Source organism: Cytobacillus firmus NBRC 15306 (assembly GCF_001591465.1).
GTDB lineage: Bacteria > Bacillota > Bacilli > Bacillales > Cytobacillaceae > Cytobacillus > Cytobacillus firmus.
Genome location: NZ_BCUY01000071.1, coordinates 1 through 20,845, shown reverse-complemented (window position 1 = coordinate 20,845; position 20,845 = coordinate 1). Strand labels below are relative to the sequence as shown.

18 protein-coding genes and 1 pseudogene are annotated in these 20,845 nt (G+C 40.6%); 7 read left to right on the top strand and 12 right to left on the bottom strand.

What is annotated here, in order from left to right; genetic code table 11:
* Positions 1–135: 135 nt before the first annotated feature.
* The 4 genes from BFI01S_RS16835 to BFI01S_RS16815 form a co-directional block, all read right to left on the bottom strand.
* On the bottom strand, positions 136–315 hold the full coding sequence (locus BFI01S_RS16835; RefSeq protein WP_235831217.1) for a hypothetical protein: 180 nt from the start codon (positions 313–315) through the stop codon (positions 136–138).
* A 317-nt stretch (positions 316–632) separates the two neighbouring features.
* Positions 633–1,202, bottom strand: a complete 570-nt coding sequence (locus BFI01S_RS16825; protein ID WP_061793641.1) for a DUF2812 domain-containing protein — start codon at positions 1,200–1,202, stop codon at positions 633–635.
* Positions 1,189–1,506: a PadR family transcriptional regulator gene (locus BFI01S_RS16820; protein WP_061793640.1), complete on the bottom strand. Its 318-nt coding sequence runs from the start codon at positions 1,504–1,506 to the stop codon at positions 1,189–1,191. The genes BFI01S_RS16825 and BFI01S_RS16820 overlap by 14 nt, the downstream gene beginning before the upstream one ends.
* 304 nt (positions 1,507–1,810) lie before the next feature.
* Entirely contained in the window at positions 1,811–5,641 is a 3,831-nt protein-coding gene (locus tag BFI01S_RS16815; RefSeq protein ID WP_061793639.1) for a S8 family serine peptidase, read from the bottom strand.
* Positions 5,642–6,646: 1,005 nt separating this feature from the next.
* Here BFI01S_RS16815 and BFI01S_RS16810 point away from each other — a divergent pair.
* From BFI01S_RS16810 to BFI01S_RS16785, 6 genes are all read left to right on the top strand, one after another.
* Entirely contained in the window at positions 6,647–6,835 is a 189-nt protein-coding gene (locus tag BFI01S_RS16810; protein WP_235831216.1) for a hypothetical protein, read from the top strand.
* A 28-nt stretch (positions 6,836–6,863) separates the two neighbouring features.
* Positions 6,864–7,505, top strand: a complete 642-nt coding sequence (locus BFI01S_RS16805; protein ID WP_061793638.1) for a pyridoxamine 5'-phosphate oxidase family protein — start codon at positions 6,864–6,866, stop codon at positions 7,503–7,505.
* A 38-nt stretch (positions 7,506–7,543) separates the two neighbouring features.
* Complete coding sequence (locus tag BFI01S_RS16800) at positions 7,544–8,368, top strand: MBL fold metallo-hydrolase (protein ID WP_061793637.1); 825 nt, start codon at positions 7,544–7,546, stop codon at positions 8,366–8,368.
* Positions 8,369–9,103: 735 nt separating this feature from the next.
* On the top strand, positions 9,104–9,736 hold the full coding sequence (gene hxlA, locus BFI01S_RS16795; RefSeq protein WP_061793636.1) for a 3-hexulose-6-phosphate synthase: 633 nt from the start codon (positions 9,104–9,106) through the stop codon (positions 9,734–9,736).
* A gap of 8 nt (positions 9,737–9,744) precedes the next feature.
* Positions 9,745–10,302 carry a 6-phospho-3-hexuloisomerase gene (gene hxlB, locus BFI01S_RS16790; RefSeq protein ID WP_061793635.1) on the top strand — a complete coding sequence of 186 codons (558 nt, stop codon included), beginning with the start codon at positions 9,745–9,747 and terminating at the stop codon, positions 10,300–10,302.
* A gap of 115 nt (positions 10,303–10,417) precedes the next feature.
* Positions 10,418–11,137, top strand: coding sequence for a 3-ketoacyl-ACP reductase (locus BFI01S_RS16785; RefSeq protein ID WP_061793634.1), 720 nt, complete (start codon positions 10,418–10,420; stop codon positions 11,135–11,137).
* A 74-nt stretch (positions 11,138–11,211) separates the two neighbouring features.
* Here BFI01S_RS16785 and BFI01S_RS16780 read toward each other — a convergent pair whose 3' ends face one another.
* From BFI01S_RS16780 to BFI01S_RS16750, 7 genes and pseudogenes are all read right to left on the bottom strand, one after another.
* On the bottom strand, positions 11,212–12,102 hold the full coding sequence (locus tag BFI01S_RS16780; protein WP_061793633.1) for an aldo/keto reductase: 891 nt from the start codon (positions 12,100–12,102) through the stop codon (positions 11,212–11,214).
* Positions 12,103–12,358: 256 nt separating this feature from the next.
* On the bottom strand, positions 12,359–13,081 hold the full coding sequence (locus BFI01S_RS16775; protein ID WP_235831215.1) for an SDR family oxidoreductase: 723 nt from the start codon (positions 13,079–13,081) through the stop codon (positions 12,359–12,361).
* A 90-nt stretch (positions 13,082–13,171) separates the two neighbouring features.
* Positions 13,172–13,684, bottom strand: coding sequence for a cysteine protease YraA (gene yraA, locus BFI01S_RS16770; protein ID WP_061793631.1), 513 nt, complete (start codon positions 13,682–13,684; stop codon positions 13,172–13,174).
* A 650-nt stretch (positions 13,685–14,334) separates the two neighbouring features.
* Positions 14,335–14,573, bottom strand: a pseudogene (locus tag BFI01S_RS16765) (YitT family protein); the annotation flags it as partial.
* Positions 14,574–14,936: 363 nt separating this feature from the next.
* Positions 14,937–16,628, bottom strand: coding sequence for a methyl-accepting chemotaxis protein (locus tag BFI01S_RS16760; RefSeq protein WP_061793629.1), 1,692 nt, complete (start codon positions 16,626–16,628; stop codon positions 14,937–14,939).
* Between the two features lie 390 nt (positions 16,629–17,018).
* Complete coding sequence (locus BFI01S_RS23785) at positions 17,019–18,263, bottom strand: TerD family protein (RefSeq protein ID WP_082804552.1); 1,245 nt, start codon at positions 18,261–18,263, stop codon at positions 17,019–17,021.
* A 94-nt stretch (positions 18,264–18,357) separates the two neighbouring features.
* Positions 18,358–19,008, bottom strand: coding sequence for an NAD(P)H-binding protein (locus tag BFI01S_RS16750; RefSeq protein ID WP_061793627.1), 651 nt, complete (start codon positions 19,006–19,008; stop codon positions 18,358–18,360).
* A 180-nt stretch (positions 19,009–19,188) separates the two neighbouring features.
* Between BFI01S_RS16750 and BFI01S_RS16745 the strand changes: the two genes are divergently transcribed.
* Positions 19,189–19,677: a pyridoxamine 5'-phosphate oxidase family protein gene (locus BFI01S_RS16745; protein ID WP_061793626.1), complete on the top strand. Its 489-nt coding sequence runs from the start codon at positions 19,189–19,191 to the stop codon at positions 19,675–19,677.
* A 215-nt stretch (positions 19,678–19,892) separates the two neighbouring features.
* Here the strand turns inward: BFI01S_RS16745 and BFI01S_RS16740 are convergent, their stop codons facing one another.
* Positions 19,893–20,318 (bottom strand): VOC family protein, encoded by a 426-nt coding sequence (locus BFI01S_RS16740; RefSeq protein ID WP_061793625.1) that lies wholly within the window; start codon positions 20,316–20,318, stop codon positions 19,893–19,895.
* Positions 20,319–20,845 lie beyond the last annotated feature (527 nt).

Here is a 20,845-nt window from a genome sequence, read left to right as displayed (position 1 = left end):
CCTTTTTGTGTCCGAAGCTCCTCCAGCTCCTGTTTGTTTAAGTTAAAAGGCATCAAAAAAAGTACACAGATTCATTCTGCACACCAGCTCCCCGCCTTACACTAAAACATCCTCTATTTATTCGTGCCTTCCATTTTAAAAAGGATTTGATCCAGCTTTTTCTTCCATTCGCTTTAACCTGTCGTTTCTTCTCTTAAAAATAAAAAAGAAGGTGACGAGAATCGCAGGAATGGTCAATAAAAAGGCAAAAGCCAAAAGCTGAAATAAAATATCCCCGGCATTCAATCCGGCTAGAGCAAATATGAACAGATTCATGATGGTTCCCCTTTCCGGGATGACATGGTTAGGGTATATAACTGTCTGAGAGATACTACTAGAGCAAAAACAGCCAAAGCATTGGTCACGGAAAAGAAATCTATGTCCGATAACATGTTCCTAATCATTAATAATATGGCTATCACAGAAATGATAATGGCCGAGTAAAAATCAAACCTGCTGCTATTTTCTTTCAAAACCAGTCCCCCTTTTTAATAGTTTACGATTTTACAGGCGGGAAAGTTGCATGTTCAGCCATAAAAAGGGACAGGTTCATTGTCCCCCATCCCCTGTCTCGTGTATTAGACACCCTTGCACTATTTCTCTTTTAGCATTGAATACTTACGATAAGCTTTATAGAAACTGCTGCCGAAGAAAACAGCCATAAAGACTGGAAGCAGCCTTAAAAGGACAAATGGAGTCTCAAATAAAAAGGCTTTCCAAAATAATGCACCTTCCATACTCCAAAGACCTTCAGCTAAATATAAGCCTGAATCCTTGTAAAGCATATAAGAAAAGGACAATAACAGTATCCCTAAACCAGATGAATAACCCATCAGCCTTTTATAATAATTACTCTCTGATTGGCGATCCGAGAAGATTTGACTTTGACTATCATCCACTTTTTGCCAATATCGAATTCCGCCAAGCCACGGCCCATTTATATAAACCCAGCCGAAATCTTCATATAACCCTTTGTAATCTTCGAACTTTTTCTTTGATAAATAATCTTGATAATCGAGCCGCATCACATATCTCTTGTCTGTTTTTTCGAAAGTGTATATTCCCAATCCGCTAATATTTGTACAGAGATAGCCTTTTTGCAATTGCTCATTCAGCCAGTGCTCCTCTTTTTCAATATCAAAAAACACCTTAAATTTCTTCATTCGATTCACTTCCTTCGTACAGGGATAAAATATGCAGCAGCCTGTTTTGTTCGATTTTCAAAATTTCGCTTCCTTCCGCGGTAATCATATAAACTTTTCTCCGGCCTGACTCTCCAACAGGTTCGATCCAGCCATGCTTATTCAAGTTTTCAATTGCACCGTATAACGTACCTGCCGCTAAAATAACGGTGCCGTTACTTATCTCTTCTATCTTCTGCATTACGGCATAGCCATGGAGCGGCTCACGCAGAGCTAATAAAATATAATGCATAGTTTCAGACAGCGGTAATAATTTATGTTTCATATTCTCACCCTCTATTCAGTTCAGCTATATAGTTCAACTTAATAATAAGATAATACAGTTCAACTGAATAGTCAACAATCATTTCAGCTTATAACGAGTCTGCAGCAGAGAGACTGGTCTATTTGCAAGTTTTATGATTCTATTTTCAGATTAAAGGTTCTGTTTGCAAAAAAGCTTTTCTATTTGCAAAATCAGCGTTCTATTTGCAGATCCTCTCCGTCTATTTGCAAAATTCCACTCCTGCTCGCAGTCTCCTCAAAAAGAAAACCCGGCTCCACCAAGGAAGCCGGGTTTCCCCATACTATTACTTATCTTTCTTTCCATTCCCTTTCCCAGGCTTCACCGGGCCATCAGGGGTTTCATGGTTTTGCGGTGGCTGTTCACCTTTTTTCAGCTTGTACAGTTCGACTGTCTTGGTTGTTTTGTTTCCGGCCAGGTCCTCTGCTTCAAACGTGAAAACGTTTAAGCCTTCCTTCAATGAGAGCTTAATTTTCTTAAACTCTTTTTCAATAGGTCTCATTGCATAAGGTTCCTGGAATTCCTGGTAGAATAGCTCGCTGCCGTCCTGGGAGAAGCGAAGCTGGTCAAAGTTATCTGTCACTGTAATGTCGATGACAGGGTCTTTCTTGTTATGCTTAATGTATTTGCTTGAAGGCAGTCCATCAATTTCAACCGTCGGGCCAGTGGCATCGACGATGATCGTGCGCTTGAAGGAAATCGCATTATTGGCAGTATCCACTGCTTTCACTTCCAGGCTGTGAACGCCATCTTCAAACGTCATTGCTGTTTCAAATTCATATTGCCCTTTTGCTTCGTTGTAAGTAGTCTCAACAGGAGTTCCGGCAATGGTGAATTCCTTCATGCCAGACTCTTCTTTAATCGTGCCGCTGACATTCAGTTCATTTGTGTTGTACACTTCAAGCGCCTCAGGCTCTACGAGGTACACGTATGGAACGGTCTTGTCATTGCTCACTTCGCCCGCTTCCACAGTTGCTTCGGAAGAGTTGCCGGCAAAGTCATAGGCTACAACCTTAACATTTGTGCCAGCTTCCAGTTCTTCCGGAAGAGTAAATTCTTCTGTATCGCCGCTTAGCGCTTCATCCAGAATAGACTCTTCATCTATGAAAATATCAATATACGAAATGCCGGAACCGTCAGGGTTATCAGCCGCTTCCAGCTTTAATGCCGTGTTGCCTTCGATAAGTTCAGCCTGAACGCTTGGCGCAGCCGTGTCCACTTTTACAGGGATTTTCACGGACTGCCATTCTGCTCCTGCATAGTCGATAACAGACTTAATCTCAAAATAGTACTGTCCATCCTGTGCAAGCTGATTGCTGATTTTTCCATCCCAGCCCCAATTCGGGTTAAGAGTATAATTCGCACCAAGTCCTCCATCGTAATAATGCTTGCGAAGGCTGTTTTCCGTGCGCAGCTTTCTTAGTGTTTTTCCATCTTCATCTGTAATCGCGAATTCTGCTTGTTTAGCATTTCGCAGGAATGAAAGAACCGGGATCAATTGATCCTGAACTTTGTCTCCGTTCGGAGAAATGGCAATCGCTTCACCGCTGAATGCGTCATTTACCGGATCATATCCCAAGTAAGAATAGCCCTCGGCTGTTTCAGAAACAGCTCCTGCCATTCCGTAGAATGAACTGTCATCATACTTCATGCCGTCAAGGATCGGTGCTTTATCCCAATCACCCTTGAAGCCTACATAAGGAATCGTTAATTGTGGGTTCACGTCAGTTGAATCTGTCAAAGTGACATACCCTTCAACAAAATATCCGTTCGGGAATACCTCGTTGATGTCCAGATGAGTTTCCCAATTTCCTGTTTTCGAAGGATCTACCACTTTTGCATTGCTGACATCCACACTTACTTTAAAACTTACAGAACCATTCGCAGGAACGGTTACCTCTGCTGAATCCTGGCCATCCACTTTTACAGAAGCATCCAGAATCTTCTGAGCTTCAAGCTCATCTGCTGCCCATCCCATCTCTCCATAGGCTGCAAAATCAGTCTGAAGATTCGCTGCTACATCGTAAGCCACATCTTCATCACTGAAGTTTTGCGCTTTTAGAGTAAATTCAAATGTATCGCCTACTTCTTTTAAAGCCACTTTTCCTTCATTCGTTGAAGCCTCCGTTACGATAACAGGAGAAGATAATGCCGAATGAAGCTGCATGATGCCGGAACCCTGGCGGCGCGGAGAATAAGGGATATTCCATTCAAATGCACTGTTTACGGTTCCTTTATCAATGACAGGTGCCGCTGTATTCATCATCAGGTTCTTTGCAGCGTTGACACGGTCAAAGCCGGTTACGCCAAATTCTGTATCAACACGCTCAAGAACAAGTGCCGCACCTCCGGATACGTGAGGAGCTGCCATGGATGTACCGCTCATCATTCCGTACTGGTTATTCTCAAGAGTAGAGTAAATTTGTCCGCCCGGAGCTGTAATTTCAGGCTTGAAGTCCAGGTTAGGCGTTAATCCCCAAGAAGTGAAGGCGCTCATTTTGCCTGCTTCAGGGTTTGCTGACTTTGTTTTTTCTCCGTTAAAAGAAAGAGTGACTGTCTGGCCATCCTGAATAGCTGCTGCCAGCTTGTCTCCGTCTGCCTTCAGCATGAATAGCTGCGGGATGGTAATGGACGGATCACTTGCCATGTTGACATAACCGTCTGCATTATTGTAGATAATGACTCCGACAGCTCCAGCGGCCTGGGCATTAATGGCTTTATCAACGAATGCCAATTCTCCGCGCTGAATTAATGCGTATTTTCCAGCAACACTGGACAGCTCTTCAGGTTTGCCCAGTCCGCCGTAGGCTACTTCAAATGTTTTCGTCTCAACATCGTTCGGGTGTACATTTCCAGCTGACAAGAATGCAGCTTTTCCAGACTCTTCACCGAATTGGTAGTTGACTGCATCCAGATCCATGAAAGTATTTTCAATGGACGCTACCTGCAGAGAATCATAGGATACACCAGGTGATCCGGAAACACCGATATCCGGGTTTTCACTGCTTGGATTTGCAAATCCATTTCCAAAGTGAGCAGAGTTTCCCGCAGAGATAGACATTAAAATGCCGTTATCTACTGCTCTGGCAATCGCTTTTTGTTCAGCTGACTCTGGGCTGACGAACCCGGCCGTTGAACCAAGACTCATATTCAGTACGTCTGCACCAAGTACAATCGCATCATCAATTGCCTTTACATAAATATCACTGTATGTAGAAGGCATATTCGGATCATTTCCGAATACTTTAAGCGCAAGGATCTGGGCTTCAGGAGCTACTCCTTTAATGCCGCCGTTCTCCTCATCACCATTCGCTCCGACAGTTCCGGCAACGTGCATTCCATGCATGGATGCATCCGGGCCGATATCGCGGATGGTGTCATTTTCATCCATATAGTTGTATCCATATGGTACTTTTTCAGAATAATATTTCCCTAGAAGGCCATTATCTTTTTTAAACTTGGAGATTTCCGCCTTCGTTAATTCCTTTTCTGATTCATCGGCTAAAACCATATCGCGGTGAGAAGGATCCATACCGGTATCGATGACGCCGACTACCATGCCCTCACCTTTAAATCCATAATCACGCCAAGCTTCCTGAGCTTGTACGAGCTCTTTGCTGTAAAGCATATCCGGCTTTTCCTGCGGCTTTTCGTACTCGTTCACCACTTGTACTTCGGCCACTTCCGGCATTTCTTCTACAAGCTCAATATCGCCATACATCATTTCAGCACTAAAGCCATTTAAGATCGTAGTAAAGCTTTCGCGCTCAATCATCTTCACTTTATTCTTTTTAGCACGATCCTTTACCTTCTGCTGTTCAGACAGCTTTTCATTTTTCAGCTTCTGCTTTGTTGCATCTGGAAGTTCTTTATACTTCTTCTTTTGCTTTTGGGCATAAAGGACAGATGGCTCTGTCTTCATCTCCACTATGACCCTGACAATATCAGTTTTGCTGTACTGCTTGTCCAGCTCGCTTTTCTTTATCTCCTGGATGGTCTTGCGGTTTTCTTCTCCCTTGCTGCTCGGTGTTTTCTCAGGCACAACGGCTGCAGAGACCGAACTAGAGAAGATTAGCATGAACATTAATAAGGCCACTGCTGATCTTTTAATCCTCATCCCCTACCTCCTAGTTATATTATTCAGAATTTTTTTAATACACTATAAAGGTAACAAAACCAAATTTTTCATATAAGGATCAAAAGACCTGATTAACAGATTATAGAACAGGAAATTAGATCTATTTTTCCCAAAAAATGCTGTAGAAAAATTTCATATTTTAACAGAATATGAGACTTAGCCGGGACAGAGAATCAGGTTCTTTGGCCCATTAAAGCATTTTGTGCGTGAAACAAGAAAAAAGGCATAGCCAGACACAGCAGATGGGCTGGTCTATTTGCAAGTTTTAAGATTCTATTTGCAGAATCAGCCTTTCTATTTGCATGTCATCTCCATCTATTTGCAGATTGATATTCAATTTGCAAAAAAAGCTTTTCTATTTGCAAATTTAGCGTTCTATTTGCAAATCATCTCTGCCTATTTGCAAAATCCCCTGCCTGCTCGCTGTATCCCCAAGAAGAAAACCCGGCTCCACCAAGGAAGCCGGGTTTCCCATACTATTCAAAAGGGACTGCTAAAAAAGGCAGACAGCAGCAGGTGGGCGGGTGGTCTATTTGCAAGTTTTTTAGATTCTATTTGCAGAATCAGCCTTTCTAGTTGCAAGTCCTCTCCTTCTATTTGCAGATTGATATTCTGTTTGCGAAAAAAGCTTTTCTATTTGCAGGATCAGCGTTCTATTTGCAAAATCCTCTCAGTCTATTTGCAAAATCCCCTGCCTCTGCAGTTTCCATTTACCCAAACACCCTTTAAATGGATATTTATGTTAATATACTACTTAGGTTCCCTAAGCCGATTCAGAATCTCATGATTCAGCTTTTATGATATGTTCCTGCTCTTTCTGATTTCGTGCTGCCTAAAAGCATTTAATAAGAAGAAACACAAATAAAGAATAACGAAAAACAGCCAGAATACATCCGCAGCAAAGTCCATCCTACTGCCTCCAGTTAAGTATATGGCCCATTTTAACATACAGAAACCTTACGTCTTAAAAGGAAAGCGGTGAAAATGTTGAAGAAGAGTAAACGAATATTACTAAGCCTATTCGCCATCCTCATTTGTCTTGGGCTATTTGTGATCGGAATCCTTTTTGCCGGAAAAATGCCTTTCCTTACCGTGCTGGGGATAGCCGGACTTAGCGGAATCTATTATGTTGTGTTCCGGCTTGTAAAGACATCAGCGGAGATAGAAAAATAGCATAAAGCATGATGAAAAGGAGATAGACATGAATACAAAATATAAAAATATCATAACCACAAAAGAAGAATTTGCGTCTTTTCGGGAAGAAATCGGCCAGCCCAGTGCGCGTGCCGCCGGCAAAGTCATTTCTTTCATTGATGAGCACTGCATTGATTTTATTTCCAAGTCGCCTTTTTTAACGATGTCCACTTCAGATGGTGCCGGGAAATGTGATGTTTCTCCAAGGGGAGATTCCCCCGGATTTGTGACAGTTCTTGACCGAAAGCATCTATTTATTCCGGAACGGCCGGGCAATCGAAGAATGGATACCGCTCATAATCTTATCGAAAACCCCAATATTGGTCTTCTTTTTCTTATACCAGGGCTTGGAGAAACACTAAGAATTAACGGTAAAGCTTACATCTGCCGTGATCCGGAGCTCTTAGAAAAAAGTATTGCCAATGGCCGCACTCCGTTGTTTGGAATTTTAGCAGAAGCAGAGGAATGCTTTATCCATTGTGCAAAAGCATTGATCCGATCGGGATTATGGAACGGGGAGTCATGGCCTGCGAAAGAAGCCCTTCCTTCTGCCCCTGCTATGCTGGCAGCCCATACAAACCTGCCGAATGAAACCGCTGAACAAGTGGCGAAGGATCTTCAGGAAAGTTATAAAAACAGATTGTATTAAGGAAAATATACAGCGCGGAAAAAAGGAGCTGAACAGGTTTGCTGGTTAAAAAGAAAGCATCAGCGGGAAAGAAAAACGGCGTTTCCTATCTGAATGGCCAAATTAAGTTTCAGGGTGTTTCCTTAAATGTGTACAGCTATTTAACGGATGGGGTCTTAATCGACACCGGGGCACAGTCTCTCCATAAATTTTTTGAACCGTTCATTGATGAAGCAGACTTTGATCAGATCATGATCACCCATTTTCATGAAGACCATTCCGGCTGTGCAGCATATGCTGAAAAAACGAAGAAACTCCCTATCTATATAAACGAAACATCCATTCCTTCCTGTAAAAAAAGGGCTGATTATCCCTTATACAGACAGTTTTTTTGGGGCAGAAGGAAACCGTTTTGCGCCCAGGCGATGCCGGATTCCTTTTCCTCCCGAAAAGCGCAATGGGATGTCATCAACACTCCCGGCCATGCTTTCGATCATAAAGCCTTTTTAAACCGGGAAACCGGCCAGCTGTTTACGGGTGATTTATTTGTCAGTGAGAAGACCAAGGTGGTTTTAGCAGAAGAAAGCATTCCGGAAATTATCCGCTCCCTTGAACGCGTTCTAGCCTATGACTTTGAAGATGTATTCTGCAGCCACGCAGGCTATGTAGAAAATGGACGTGCAGCCCTTCAGAGAAAGCGGAACTATTTGCTGGCCATCCAGGATGAAGTATTAACACTGGATATAGAAGGGCATCCCGCTGACGCAATCTGCCAGAAGCTGTTCCCGAAAAAATACCCGATCGTGAAATTTTCTCGCGGCGAGTGGGATTCCCGGCACATCGTCACATCGATATTGGAGGAATGCAGCACACGCACACGGTGAGCAGACTTGTTATGAAGCGTGTTTCTATATGATTCTCTGATTCTATCTCCTTTGACCGCTAGAGGCTGTAAAGTCACAAAGCTGAAGAAGAGCTTCCCTTTACCTGGAATGGTCCGGACCAGTTCGAATCCATCATGAACAATGAAGACGACTTAACCAAGCAAAACTCGCCTTGAAAAGCCAGTTTTCTTTATTATTTATATCGGCTCTTCTTTGACTAAAGCACCCGTTCGTATTATAAGGTCAACTAGAAATGAAAATATTTCTGGTTGACCATTTTTTATATCGATATATGATAACCGCAGCCGGGGTAGAACGTAAGCACCCGTAGTACTTGATCCCGTCAACTAAACCGTTCGCCCCCCTGCTTGCAGAAACATGACCTGAGGCTGGTTGAGACGTGGATCAACAATGTCAATTTGGGCAATTATCAAGCACTTATACTGAAAATAGGCCATACGGAAGTGCATTGTTTCTTTTAAAGTGAATAGTAAGACTATATAAAGTGTTTGTCTTATAGTATACTTTTTAACACTATGTAAAATAAAAGTGCGTACTTTTAATGTTTAATCATACGTTGTATACTTGCAATTGTTCAGCGAGAGGACATGATATCCCTTATTGCTGGCAGGTACAGATAATGCAATTTAAGGATAATATTACTGTAAAAGTATTATTACCCTTTGGAGACATTATCAATGTACAACAATAAAAAAATTATAGGAGTGAATATAGATGGAATTACAATTAGCATTAGATTTAGTCAATATCCCAGAAGCAATTGAGTTAGTTAAAGAAGTGGAGGAGCACATTGATATCGTTGAAATCGGTACACCGGTTGTAATCAATGAAGGTCTTCATGCTGTAAAAGCAGTTAAACAAGCATTCCCTAACTTAAAGGTATTAGCAGACCTAAAAATCATGGATGCAGCTGGTTATGAAGTAATGAAGGCTTCTGAAGCAGGTGCAGATATCGTCACAATTCTTGGAACTGCTGAAGATATGTCAATCAAAGGTGCTGTTGAAGAAGCGAAAAAACAAGGTAAAAAAATCCTTGTTGATATGATTGCTGTAAAAGACCTTGCTGGACGTGCAAAAGAAGTGGACGCTATGGGTGTTGATTATATTTGTGTGCATACTGGCTACGATCTTCAAGCAGTTGGAAAGAACTCGTTTGAAGATTTACAAACCATCAAAGGTGTTGTAAAAAATGCTAAAACTGCAATCGCAGGTGGTATTAAGTTAGACACACTTCCAGAAGTCATCAAAGTACAGCCAGACCTTGTCATTGTAGGTGGCGGGATTACTGGACAAGCTGATAAAAAAGCTGCTGCTGCCAAAATGCAACAAATGATTAATCAAGGGTAATTCAGATCATGAATACAACTCAATACCTGGCTGATATCCTAAAAGAGTTAAATCGCTCCGCAGATTTAATTTCGAATGATGAAGCTGAAAAATTAGTTAATGGGATTCTTGAATCAAAAAAAATCTTTGTTGCAGGTGCAGGTAGATCTGGATTTATGGCCAAATCATTCGCCATGCGAATGATGCACATGGGGATAGATGCCTATGTGATTGGCGAAACAGTAACCCCTAACTTTGAAAAAGATGACATCTTAATCATTGGATCAGGTTCAGGAGAAACAAAAGGTTTAGTTTCCATGGCTGAGAAAGCAAAAAGCATCGGTGGGACGATTGCAGCTGTAACCATTTTCCCTGAGTCCACTATTGGACAATTAGCGGATATCACAATTAAGTTGCCTGGCTCACCTAAAGATCAGTCAGAGAGTGATTTTAAGACGATTCAACCAATGGGCTCCTTATTTGAGCAAACACTTTTACTAATTTACGACGCTGTGATTCTTCGATTCATGGAGAAAAAAGGTTTGGATACCAATAAAATGTACGGTAGACACGCCAACTTAGAATAAATATATTATTCCTCGAGTTCTAAATAGGAAAGACCGCAAGCTGTTTCCATGCAAGATTGCGGTCTTTCTGTTAGAATGAACTACTTTAATTTGTAATAACTTCAGGAGTGATAAAATGATTTCTTTAAATGGAAAAACTGCAATAGTTACTGGCGCAGGAAGAGGCATTGGACGTGCTACTGCTATCGCCTTAGCAAAAGAAGGCGTTCATTTAGGCCTAATCGGCTTAAATATGTCTAATCTAGAAAAGGCAGCTGCTGAACTAGCACAATTTGATGTAAAGGTTGCTGCAGCAACAGCAGATGTGACCGATCTTGAATCCGTAACACATGCTGTTGAACATATCAAATCTGACTTAGGTCCAATCGATATCCTAATCAACAATGCAGGTGTTGCGAAATTTGGCGGCTTCCTTGACCTAACACCTGAAGAATGGGAGAAAATCATCCAAGTTAATTTAATGGGTGTGTATAATGTAACAAGAGCAGTGTTACCAGGTATGATTGAGAGAAAATCAGGTGATATTATCAATATCTCTTCATCTGCTGGCCAAAAAGGTGCTCCTGTTACAAGTGCTTACAGTGCTTCTAAATTCGCTGTTTTAGGGCTAACAGAATCACTTATGCTAGAAGTAAGAAAACATAATGTCCGTGTTACTGCTTTAACACCAAGTACGGTCGTTACAGATTTAGCCATTGATACAAATCTTGTTAAAGGCAATGAAGAAAACGTGATGCACCCAGAAGACCTTGCAGAATTAGTCGTGGCTAGTTTAAAATTTAATCCAAGAGTATTCGTTAAAACAGCTGGATTATGGTCAACAAATCCATCATAAAACGAAGCAGATCCAGTGGGGTCTGCTTCTTTAATTCGTACAAAATATTAGATTGTCAGCAACTCCAACAAGTGTCAAATAACATCCAATGGCATTTTCCTAGTAGGTTTAGGAAATACTTGATCAATTCTACTGAGATCTTCTTCAGTAAACTCAATGGTTGCTGCTTCAGCATTTGCTAAAACATGTTCAAGTTGAACCGCTTTTGGAATAGCGATGACGTTATTCGAACGGATGGTCCAAGCAAGAGCGATTTGTAATGGTTGGACATTGTATTTGTCAGCAATATCATGAATAGCTGGATCGTTTAAAAGCTGTCTTCTTAAAGAGCCTCCTTGAGCAAGGGGACTGTAGGCCATGATTGGCATGTTATGTTCCCGCTGCCATGGTAAGAGATCGAAGTCGATTCCTCTTGAACCTAAATGGTATAGCACTTGGTTAGTCACACAATTTTTTCCATTTGCAGTGTTCCATAGCTCTTCCATATCAACTGTGTCAAAATTAGAGACGCCCCATCTTAAAATTTTCCCTTCTTCACGCAGTTTTTCCATTCCTTCAATTGTTTCCTCTAAAGGAACACGTCCTCTCCAGTGGAGAAGATATAAGTCCAAATGGTCTGTTCCGAGTCGTTTTAAACTGTTTTCACATGCCTTTGAAATCATATCTAAACCTGCATGATGGGGATACACTTTTGAGACTAAAAAGACTTCATTTCTGCGTCCTTTAATAGCTTCGCCAACTAAGCGTTCAGAGTCGCCATTTCCGTACATTTCTGCAGTGTCAATAAGTTTCATACCCAATTCTAAGCCGAGCTGCAAGGCTTTTATTTCTTTGTCTCTCGCTTGGGGATTTTCCCCCATGTACCATGTTCCTTGTCCTAAACTAGGTAAAGAAGTGCCATCAGGCAGGGTTACCACGTGTTTGGCTAATGCATTTTTAATTTCCTCTCTTTTCTTATCATCCATAAGGCTCGACCCTTTCTTTTGTGTATTTGGGTATCATAGAAGCAGAATGTTAACGTCTCTTCGTATAATGTACGCATATATTTAGGATTTCCCAAAAACCACAAAATCCTTCTTTGTTGCATTATATAGCTATTTCGCTTCCGTCTGTGCAAAAAAACAAAGAAGTGAGGATGCCCTATAAGTGTCTGACACTTATAGGGCATCCTCACCACTTCTATTCTAAATCAATTTATCAATCGACTTTGATATCAATGGATTAAATCAGATGAGCTCCTCCATCGATAAGAACAGATGTGCCAGTTGTAAACCCATTTTTCGCTAGGTAAACATAGGTTTCAGCTATATCTTTAGGTTGAGCAATACGTCCGACAGGTAATTGCTTAGCAATCCCTTGGTACATATCTTGTCTTTGATCTTCTGGCATTCCGCCGTAAAGAGGAGTGTCAACGATACCAGGTGATACCACGTTTACTCTGATAGGTGCCAGGTCTACTGAAAGTCCTCGTACTAATCCATCGATTGCTGAATTAATGGAAGCTAGAGTCGTTGCACCTTGAGGAGGACGCACACCATATACACCAGAAGTTAATGTAATAGAACTTTCATTATTTAAGTATGGAAGAGCAGCACGAACCGAAATATACTGCCCCCAGAACTTGCTATCAAAAGCCTCTCTTACGGCTGCAACAGGCAGTTCGCTAAAGTGACCCATTGCGCCTTCACCTGCCGTAACCACCAGGTGATCAAATTTCCCAACCTTCTTGAAAAAGTCTGCAGCCTTTTCCTCGCTGCGAAAGTCGATTTCATAGCCCTCTACGTTACCACCAAGCTTCACTTTTGCGTCAGATAATTTTGAAGCAGAACGGCTAGCAATAATGACTTGAGCGGATACATCGAGAAACGCCTTAGCAGCGGCTAAACCAATACCAGATGTACCTCCTAAAACAACCACTCTTTTTCCTTTTAATGACAACGTCATAGCCCCCTTCATATATTTGTTTAACCAACTTGCGGATTCTGTTAAAAGAATCCGCAAGTTAGAAATATTTACGTTTTTACAACAGCATTATTATTCAGCTAAAAGTTTTAGTGATTCACGATTAAATGCTGGAATATCTTTTGGTTCTCGACTTGTTACAATATTTTTGCTGATGACAACTTCTTCGTCTTTATAATTTGCACCAGCATTTTTCAAATCGTTGCGAATGGATTTATAGCCAGTGATGTCGACACCTTTTAAAAGGTCTGTATCGATTAACACTTGTGGTCCATGACAAATGGCAAAAACAGGTTTTCCATCTTGGATAAATGCTTTTGCAAATTCACCAAAACGATCGTCTTCACGCAATAAATCGGGAGAGAATCCACCAGGGATAAGCAACGCATCAAAGTCTGCAGGATGAACTTCATCAATGGATTTATCAATTTTTACGGTTGTGCCTTTTTTACCAGTTACTTGGTTACCTGATTGTTTGTCAATCGTGATAACTTCATGACCAGCTTCTTTAAAGGCTTGTGCTGGTTCAGTGTACTCCACATCTTCAAATAAGTTTGTTATAATTGTAGCGATTTTTTTACTCATGCTCATTCACCTCCTTTCAATGACAAAACAGAAGTAAAAATGGCCAACAAATTCGTTCCGTAGGGCATCGGCCAATTTCGAGGTCCATTCCTCAAAACATTTCCTGAATAAGGATCAATAACTTTCACTTAAAAACTGTATTTTATATTATTACAGTTAAAATAAAAAATTTGATTTATCTTAAATTCGATCTTATTTACAAAATACAAAGGAGAATTCTTCATTCCCTCTTTTAAAATGTCTAATTAGTATATGTGTCTTTTCATCTGAACAATCACCGCTTAAAGAAGAATTGGCTACGGTATGAATGTTAGTATAATATCTACAACAGACAATTAAAAGTACGCACTTTTAAGTTATATAGTAACAAAAAAACATTTAGTATACCTTTATACACTATTGAGAGTGATGTGATTTTCCTTTAGGGGATTTAAAACAGAAAAATCCCCGTTAATATACACACCTTCTATTCTCAAGTAACAAACAGGATGCTAACTAATAGAAGCAAATATTACGATTTATTGCTAGAAGGGTTGGCTTTCGGTAATATAAGCGACCTATCTATACCAGATGTTTCACAAACATAGGATGCCTCCATAATAGCTGATGGATCTGCTGCTAGAACGACACTTTTTAATTTGTGAAAAAATTGCATATAGAGTTCTAATGACAAAGGTTTACTCACTTCTTTAGCTGTAAAAATTAAAATAGGAATATTTAAGCCCAAAAATACAACATAAATTGGGATTCCCCATAAAGCATTGGCCATAATCGATAACGCTGTTACACCACCATCTACTAGCCCGTTTGGTGCTAACATCGTTTCTAATCCCATAGCAACGATTGACGCCCCCAAAGTTAAAAAAACATACTCAACAAATTTTTTCATCATCTCACCTTTAAATATGCATTATTCTTGATTCCTTACTATAAAACAGTTCAGCTAAAATCCTTTACAACACAGGAATATTATTCTCCTTTTTTCCAGATTGTACTCCTATATTTACTTTATGCACTGGATCATTGCAAATAAAAAGACCACAAGTCTTGACTTATTAAAAGTCTACTTGTGGTTTTAATCCCCTTATCTTTTTAGAACGATTGCTATTTAATAGACGCACTTTTATCGGCAGGAGTATCCATCATGACAGTATCACCAGCTTTGACACAGCTAACACACGCCTGAGACCTGTGTGAAAGGCTTTCTTCTAACGCCTGTAATCCGATATTCTTTTCCTAAGCCAGCAAGCCTTTAGAACTTGAACCGGCTTACTGTATCTTGAAGCTGCTCAGCCATTTCCGATAAATTATGGGCTGAAGCAGACACTTCTTCCATAGAGGCGAGCTGTTCTTCAGCTGATGCAGCCACGCCTTGACTATGCATGGAAGATTCTCTTGAAATTGCTGTCACTCCTGTTACAGCCGCAGAAATTTCCTGGGTGCTTGCAGACATTTGCTGAGCGGTCGCTGCCATGTCATCAACCTTTAGTCCTATATCCATCATGAATCGTAATATTACTTCAAAACTCTTCTGTGTTCGGGAGACTATTCCCAAACCATTTTCAACTTCCCGCTTTACTGAATTCATGGAATCTGTGGATTGGTTCATATCATTCTGAATTTGCCGGATCAACTCAGAGATTTGAGAAGAAGATTCCTGGGATTGTTCAGCCAGCTTTCTTACCTCGTCTGCAACTACAGCAAAACCTTTGCCATGTTCCCCTGCTCTTGCCGCTTCAATAGCAGCATTTAATGCAAGCAGATTGGTCTGGCTGGCTATATCTATAATCACCTTTGAGATATTCTCAATTTGCTTCGACCTCTCATTTAAAAGCTGGACTTCCTTGCTGGTTTCGATCACAGTAGTATGAATCAGGGTCATCTGCTGAGAAGTTTGTTCTACATATTTGCCGCCTTCTTCTGCACGGGTCCCCGCTTCAGCAGTATTTTCGGCAATTTCTGCAGAAGACTCCGCAATCGCAGCAATGCCGCTTGTTACTTCTTCTAAAGCTTTTGCACTTTCTTCTATGCTTTGGGTCTGTGTTTCCGCTCCGCCGGCAACCTGCTGTATGGCTTCCGTAATTTGTTCAGTCGCCCTGCTGGTCTGTTCTGCCCCTGCAGTTAACTCCTCTGATGAAGCAGCTACCTGATCGGAAGTCTCTAAAACTCCTCTGATCATGGTTATTAAATTCTCCTTCATTTCATTGTAGCTTTTTGAAAGATCTGTTAGCTCATCACCCGCATCATCTATAACTTCTGCTGTAAAATCCCCTCTGCCAGCCAGTTCTAATGCACTTTTAACAGCTGCAAGACGCTTCTGCAGCCTTTTAGTAAACCAGAAGACAACTAGAGATGCAACAGCAGCAACAATTAAGATAAGGATAAGGAACTTTGTCATGAAGTCCGATAGAATTTTATCAATAATGGTTTGGGGAGCGCCTACATACAAGATTCCTACTGTTTCTCCGCTCTTGTTTTTCAGCGGCATGTAGGCTGTTTGAAAGGTATTGCCTGTAACTTTAGCTTCCCCATAATAGTTTTCACCTTTTTTAAGTACAACTTCACGCACTTCAGGTGAAACAGCTGTTCCAATATTTCTCTCACCGTTTACAAAGACATTCGTTGTAATGCGGGTATCCCCCTGAAAAATGGTAACCGAAGCACCAGTATCCTGGCCTATTGCATCAACAAGTTCAAAATCATTATTAAAGAGGTGATCTCCTCTATACAGCTTGCCATTCCGGATTTCCCATTCACCAGGAAACTTATTCCGTATGTACCTTTCGCTTATACTAAGGTCACCCTTAGCTTTTTCAATTGCAAATGCCTTAATCCCCTTGGTTACTTCATTTACTACAACGCCTCCGATAATAACAGATAGCAGCAGTACGATGCTAATTACAATTAAGTTGATTTTTGTTCCTAACTTGAATTTGAACCTCAATTTAACATCACTCCTTAATGAAATAAAAATGATTTCCTGACGGAACTATAAAAAAACATAGTTTCACCCTCCTCCCACAATAAAAAAAACACCCACTTATCTTGAAATACAAGAAAAGGAAGTGTTTTAGGAATCTGGCAGGAGCGCTGCCCATTCTAAAAGTTCCGTTTTAAATAGGTTTTAACGTGTATCAGCAACAGGGTCCCTATCCTGAATACACCAAAAGACCTATTTGATTACTTTTATTTTCAATAACTTCTAAATTATAGCAAAAGAATCATATTATTCAATACTTTTTACCTATTAGCACGTTAGAAATGTTTTCCATATGAAAACTGTTTGCCCTGTCATTTCCATTGTATTTTCCGGATCCCCTGACAGCTCCGGAACCTAAAACACTTGACGCAATTCAATCTGGCCTTCCCCATGTCCTTGCGGGTCCGGCATCCGCATGGCCCACTCAATCGCTTCTTGTTTATTGGACTGTACCCGGTTGATATTCAGAACCTTTGGATCTGCTGCATCCGTATTGTCTATTTTGCAGATGATGCACCATCTTCCTTTAACTTTTGAAGTTAATGGAACTTCTATATCATCTCCGTTGCCGGTTTTGACGAGGACGCGGCCATCGTATTTGGCAAAGTTCTCCCCTTTTGAGATAAAGCCAAGAAACCGGAAGATATTCGTGGCAATGATGACTGAGTCCAAATCCTTCAGTGTTTTGATCGTCAGGTTTTCTGCATTGTTTCCAGACGTGTTTCCGACACCGGAGTCTCTATCAAGCTTGATAAATGGAGAGGTATGAAACCCGCCCTTATTGCCAAAATAAATATGTCCAAACTCGCCTTTTTTGGTTTTATAAAAAGCGTGCAGATCCAAATCAACACCCTTTGTCCATTTGAGCCTGACTTTAACATTTTCAATTTTGGCAGCTTTTCTGAGTGAAACACCTTCTCCGGGCTTATCAAGCGTGATCTTTCCAAGCTTAATCGGCTGCTGAGCAGCTGGCTCGGGCACAATAAGCGGTTCTGGTTTTGCTGGAGTCTCTTGTAAAACAGGACTTTCTATTTCCAGCGCGGGTGCCGCCTCGGAAGCGCCGCTCTCCTGCTCTTCTTCCACTTCAATGCCAAAATGATTGCACAGAGCGGCGAGTCCGCCGGAAAAACCCCCGGTATTGGCTGAAAACTTCCAATCTCCATTTCTATTATATAATTCACCCAATACTAAAGTGTTTTCAATAGTAAAAGACCCCAGCTTATATGAAAGCAGCTCTTCCCCTGTTGCTGCATTGCTGAATAAAATAGAAGCATTATTCATTTCTGAGAAAGTCTGATTCTTTTTATCTCCTTCATAGATGGTCAGCGTAAAAACAAGCTTTTCGATAGAAGGTGTTATTAAAGGCAAATTAATGTGAAATAATTCTGTGCTTCTACCCGTCTCTGCAATCACAGAATGCTGTACAGATTGGTCCGTTGAAACACTATTGCCATAAAAAATCATGGAGGAATCATCAGGGCAATGCCCATTTTGATCAGCCATAAATACAGCTGCATCTATATCATAAGTATCAGGACTTTCCCAGCTGATCCAGATAGAAAGCTGTGATAAATCTTGCCTAGTTTTTGTTAAATCAATACGGGAACCATTACCTTTATTTTAACATAAATTCCCTATCCGGCAGTATAAAAAATAACCTTGACCTCTTGGGTCAAAGTTATCAGGTTCTTACTCAAACTTCCCACGCACATTCCCGAATAGCTTCACCTTCAAGCGTAAAAATGCCGCTTCTTGGCGGTTTCACGGATTGGATCATGGCTTGAGCCAATATTTCTGTCGGCAGCGGTTCCCGAGAACGAAGCAGTCCGAATTTATTAAAAAACTGTACGGCTTTCATTCCGGCAACCTCCATGGTTCTATCACTATTTTTTCTTACCAGCACAGGCGGCTTAATAATTGTCACGCCAGGAAACCCTAAATCTTTTACAGAATCTTCCAGCTGCCCCTTCATCCTTGGATAAAATAAGGGAGAATTAGGAGACGAGCCCCCTGAAGATACCAAAACATAATGACTGACATGGTTTTCTCTGGCTATTTTGGCAAACTGGTATTGGTATCCGTAATCGATTTTCCATTGCGCTTCTTTACTTCCCGCAGCTTTTAAGGTCGTTCCCAAACAAGAAAACAAGACATCGCCTTTCACTGAATCCTTCCATTGTTCAGATTGATCAAAGTCAATCACATGAACCTTTAATTTCTCATGCTGGATAGGAAGCTCCCGCCTGACAAAAACATCTATCTGATGAAAGTACTCATCTTCCAGCAGCAAATCCAGCATGTCCTTGCCTGTTGCTCCCGTTGCTCCTATTAATAATGCGTGCATTTTTTTCTCCTTATATTTTTATAGTTTATTAGAAAAATTATATAACACGTTTCCTCAAATATAGGAAATAATGTCTTAAATGCGCTTCCTCTAATTCTAAAATATATTAAAATCCATACTCTGAATAAAAGCTGGAACAAGGGGTAATATACTTCTATAAAACATAATGAGGTGATAGAAATGTCTAACATGGTAAATCAAGAAGAAATAGAAACATTACGAGAGTTAATCAAAGACGTAGACACGGCCATGCTGACCACGGTTACGGAGGAAGGACTTGTGTCCCGTCCAATGAAAACACAAGAAGTAGAATTTGATGGTGACTTATGGTTTTTCACGAAAAAAGAGACTGCAAAGTATGAGGAAATACTTCATGATCAAGATGTTAATGTGGCTTATGCAGGCAAATCCTATGTTTCCGTCCGCGGAAGAGCGGAAATCGTTGAGGATTTAGAAAAGAAAAAAGAATTGTGGAGCAAAGCATATGAAGAAATTATGCAGACATCTTATGATGATCCTAACGTTGTCCTTATAAAGGTAAAAGCGGAAGCGGCCGAATATTGGGAAACAGGCAATTTCACGAAAAAAGCAGCCTTTCTCTTTAAACGCATGACAGGACAAAACTCTAAATCGGCAGATATTAATGAAACAGTTGAATTGAATAAATAACACTTGAAACTGGTTATCTGCTTATAGGCAATCCATTTCAAGTGTTGGGTAATGCTGATCCATTTTCAGCTTAAAAACTGCAGACTGATAAGACCCCCTGCTCATTCATTCCTTTCAAATAAAGATCTATTAGTATTCTAAGCTTAAAATAATAAGATGCCTGATTATGCCTTGCATTAAAAGGGCGATGCTTAAAGAAAACATCGCCTCCACTTTTAATTATTTTCCGAAATAAGATATTTCTCTTTGAAGGTTGGACTTAGTTCACTCCACACATCAAATTTGTTGCCGTCTAAATCATAAAAGACAAAATTTCTTCCAGAGTGCCCTCTGTCTTCGATCTCTTTAACTCTAATTCCGCTTTGCTCAAAGTCTTTATGTATTGCCTCTAAGGCACTTAATCCATTAACTTCAAAAGTAAGCGAAAAACGCTCATTGCCGTAGATATCAAAGAAATTGGAGCTTTGATTCTTATTAGATTTCACAAGAAAAATACTCTGATTGGCAAAGTTTAAAATAGCTTTATCCTGATCTTTATAGCTTAACTCTGCTCCTAATTTATTAACATACCAATCAGAAGAATGGTCTACATTTGTTACTGGTATATAGGTTGTGCCTACCCTTAATAATTTCTCGCCCATTTATTGTCCTCCTTAAAATCACCAATATATTTATCCTTGTTTCTATTCTCCCTCTTTATTAACCTGGCCCATATCCCAGGTAAAAGTCTATTTTTCCGTCATGGCGAGCTTGATATCAAAAAAAACAATAGCTCCACAAAGTACAACACCATGATATTAACCCGCAGGCGGAATAACCCCTGAAATAAGCAGAATAAACAGCACTAATCCAATGGAGAAAAAAATGATGGAGGAAGTGAAAACAGGCCCTCTCCTAAACACAAACACTTCCCTTTTTTGGATGAAGCCTGTTTGAGCACTTGCCTGTGAGGAACTGAAATCTGAAATGACTCCTCCGCTGCTTGAAAAGTAAAAGCTAAGGCCAGCAAAAGCCATGCCAGTAAAAAACATTACCTCAATGAACCTTACAGAGAATGTGGAAGCAACGAAAAGCGTTACAGCCACTTCAGCCAAAAAAGTCAGCAGCAAACTAATAAAATATTTTGTCCGAATGACGTCCTCCCCCTTTTTCAGTTACCTATCACTAT

What these genes read in the sequence shown, in the direction of transcription:
- BFI01S_RS16835 (WP_235831217.1), bottom strand. Translation starts at nt 315, where the DNA reads ATGAATCTGTTCATATTTGCTCTAGCCGGATTGAATGCCGGGGATATT.
- BFI01S_RS16825 (WP_061793641.1), bottom strand. Translation starts at nt 1,202, where the DNA reads ATGAAGAAATTTAAGGTGTTTTTTGATATTGAAAAAGAGGAGCACTGG.
- BFI01S_RS16820 (WP_061793640.1), bottom strand. Translation starts at nt 1,506, where the DNA reads ATGAAACATAAATTATTACCGCTGTCTGAAACTATGCATTATATTTTA.
- BFI01S_RS16815 (WP_061793639.1), bottom strand. Translation starts at nt 5,641, where the DNA reads ATGAGGATTAAAAGATCAGCAGTGGCCTTATTAATGTTCATGCTAATC.
- BFI01S_RS16810 (WP_235831216.1), top strand. Translation starts at nt 6,647, where the DNA reads ATGTTGAAGAAGAGTAAACGAATATTACTAAGCCTATTCGCCATCCTC.
- BFI01S_RS16805 (WP_061793638.1), top strand. Translation starts at nt 6,864, where the DNA reads ATGAATACAAAATATAAAAATATCATAACCACAAAAGAAGAATTTGCG.
- hxlA (WP_061793636.1), top strand. Translation starts at nt 9,104, where the DNA reads ATGGAATTACAATTAGCATTAGATTTAGTCAATATCCCAGAAGCAATT.
- hxlB (WP_061793635.1), top strand. Translation starts at nt 9,745, where the DNA reads ATGAATACAACTCAATACCTGGCTGATATCCTAAAAGAGTTAAATCGC.
- BFI01S_RS16785 (WP_061793634.1), top strand. Translation starts at nt 10,418, where the DNA reads ATGATTTCTTTAAATGGAAAAACTGCAATAGTTACTGGCGCAGGAAGA.
- BFI01S_RS16780 (WP_061793633.1), bottom strand. Translation starts at nt 12,102, where the DNA reads ATGGATGATAAGAAAAGAGAGGAAATTAAAAATGCATTAGCCAAACAC.
- BFI01S_RS16775 (WP_235831215.1), bottom strand. Translation starts at nt 13,081, where the DNA reads ATGACGTTGTCATTAAAAGGAAAAAGAGTGGTTGTTTTAGGAGGTACA.
- yraA (WP_061793631.1), bottom strand. Translation starts at nt 13,684, where the DNA reads ATGAGTAAAAAAATCGCTACAATTATAACAAACTTATTTGAAGATGTG.
- BFI01S_RS16750 (WP_061793627.1), bottom strand. Translation starts at nt 19,008, where the DNA reads ATGCACGCATTATTAATAGGAGCAACGGGAGCAACAGGCAAGGACATG.
- BFI01S_RS16745 (WP_061793626.1), top strand. Translation starts at nt 19,189, where the DNA reads ATGTCTAACATGGTAAATCAAGAAGAAATAGAAACATTACGAGAGTTA.
- BFI01S_RS16740 (WP_061793625.1), bottom strand. Translation starts at nt 20,318, where the DNA reads ATGGGCGAGAAATTATTAAGGGTAGGCACAACCTATATACCAGTAACA.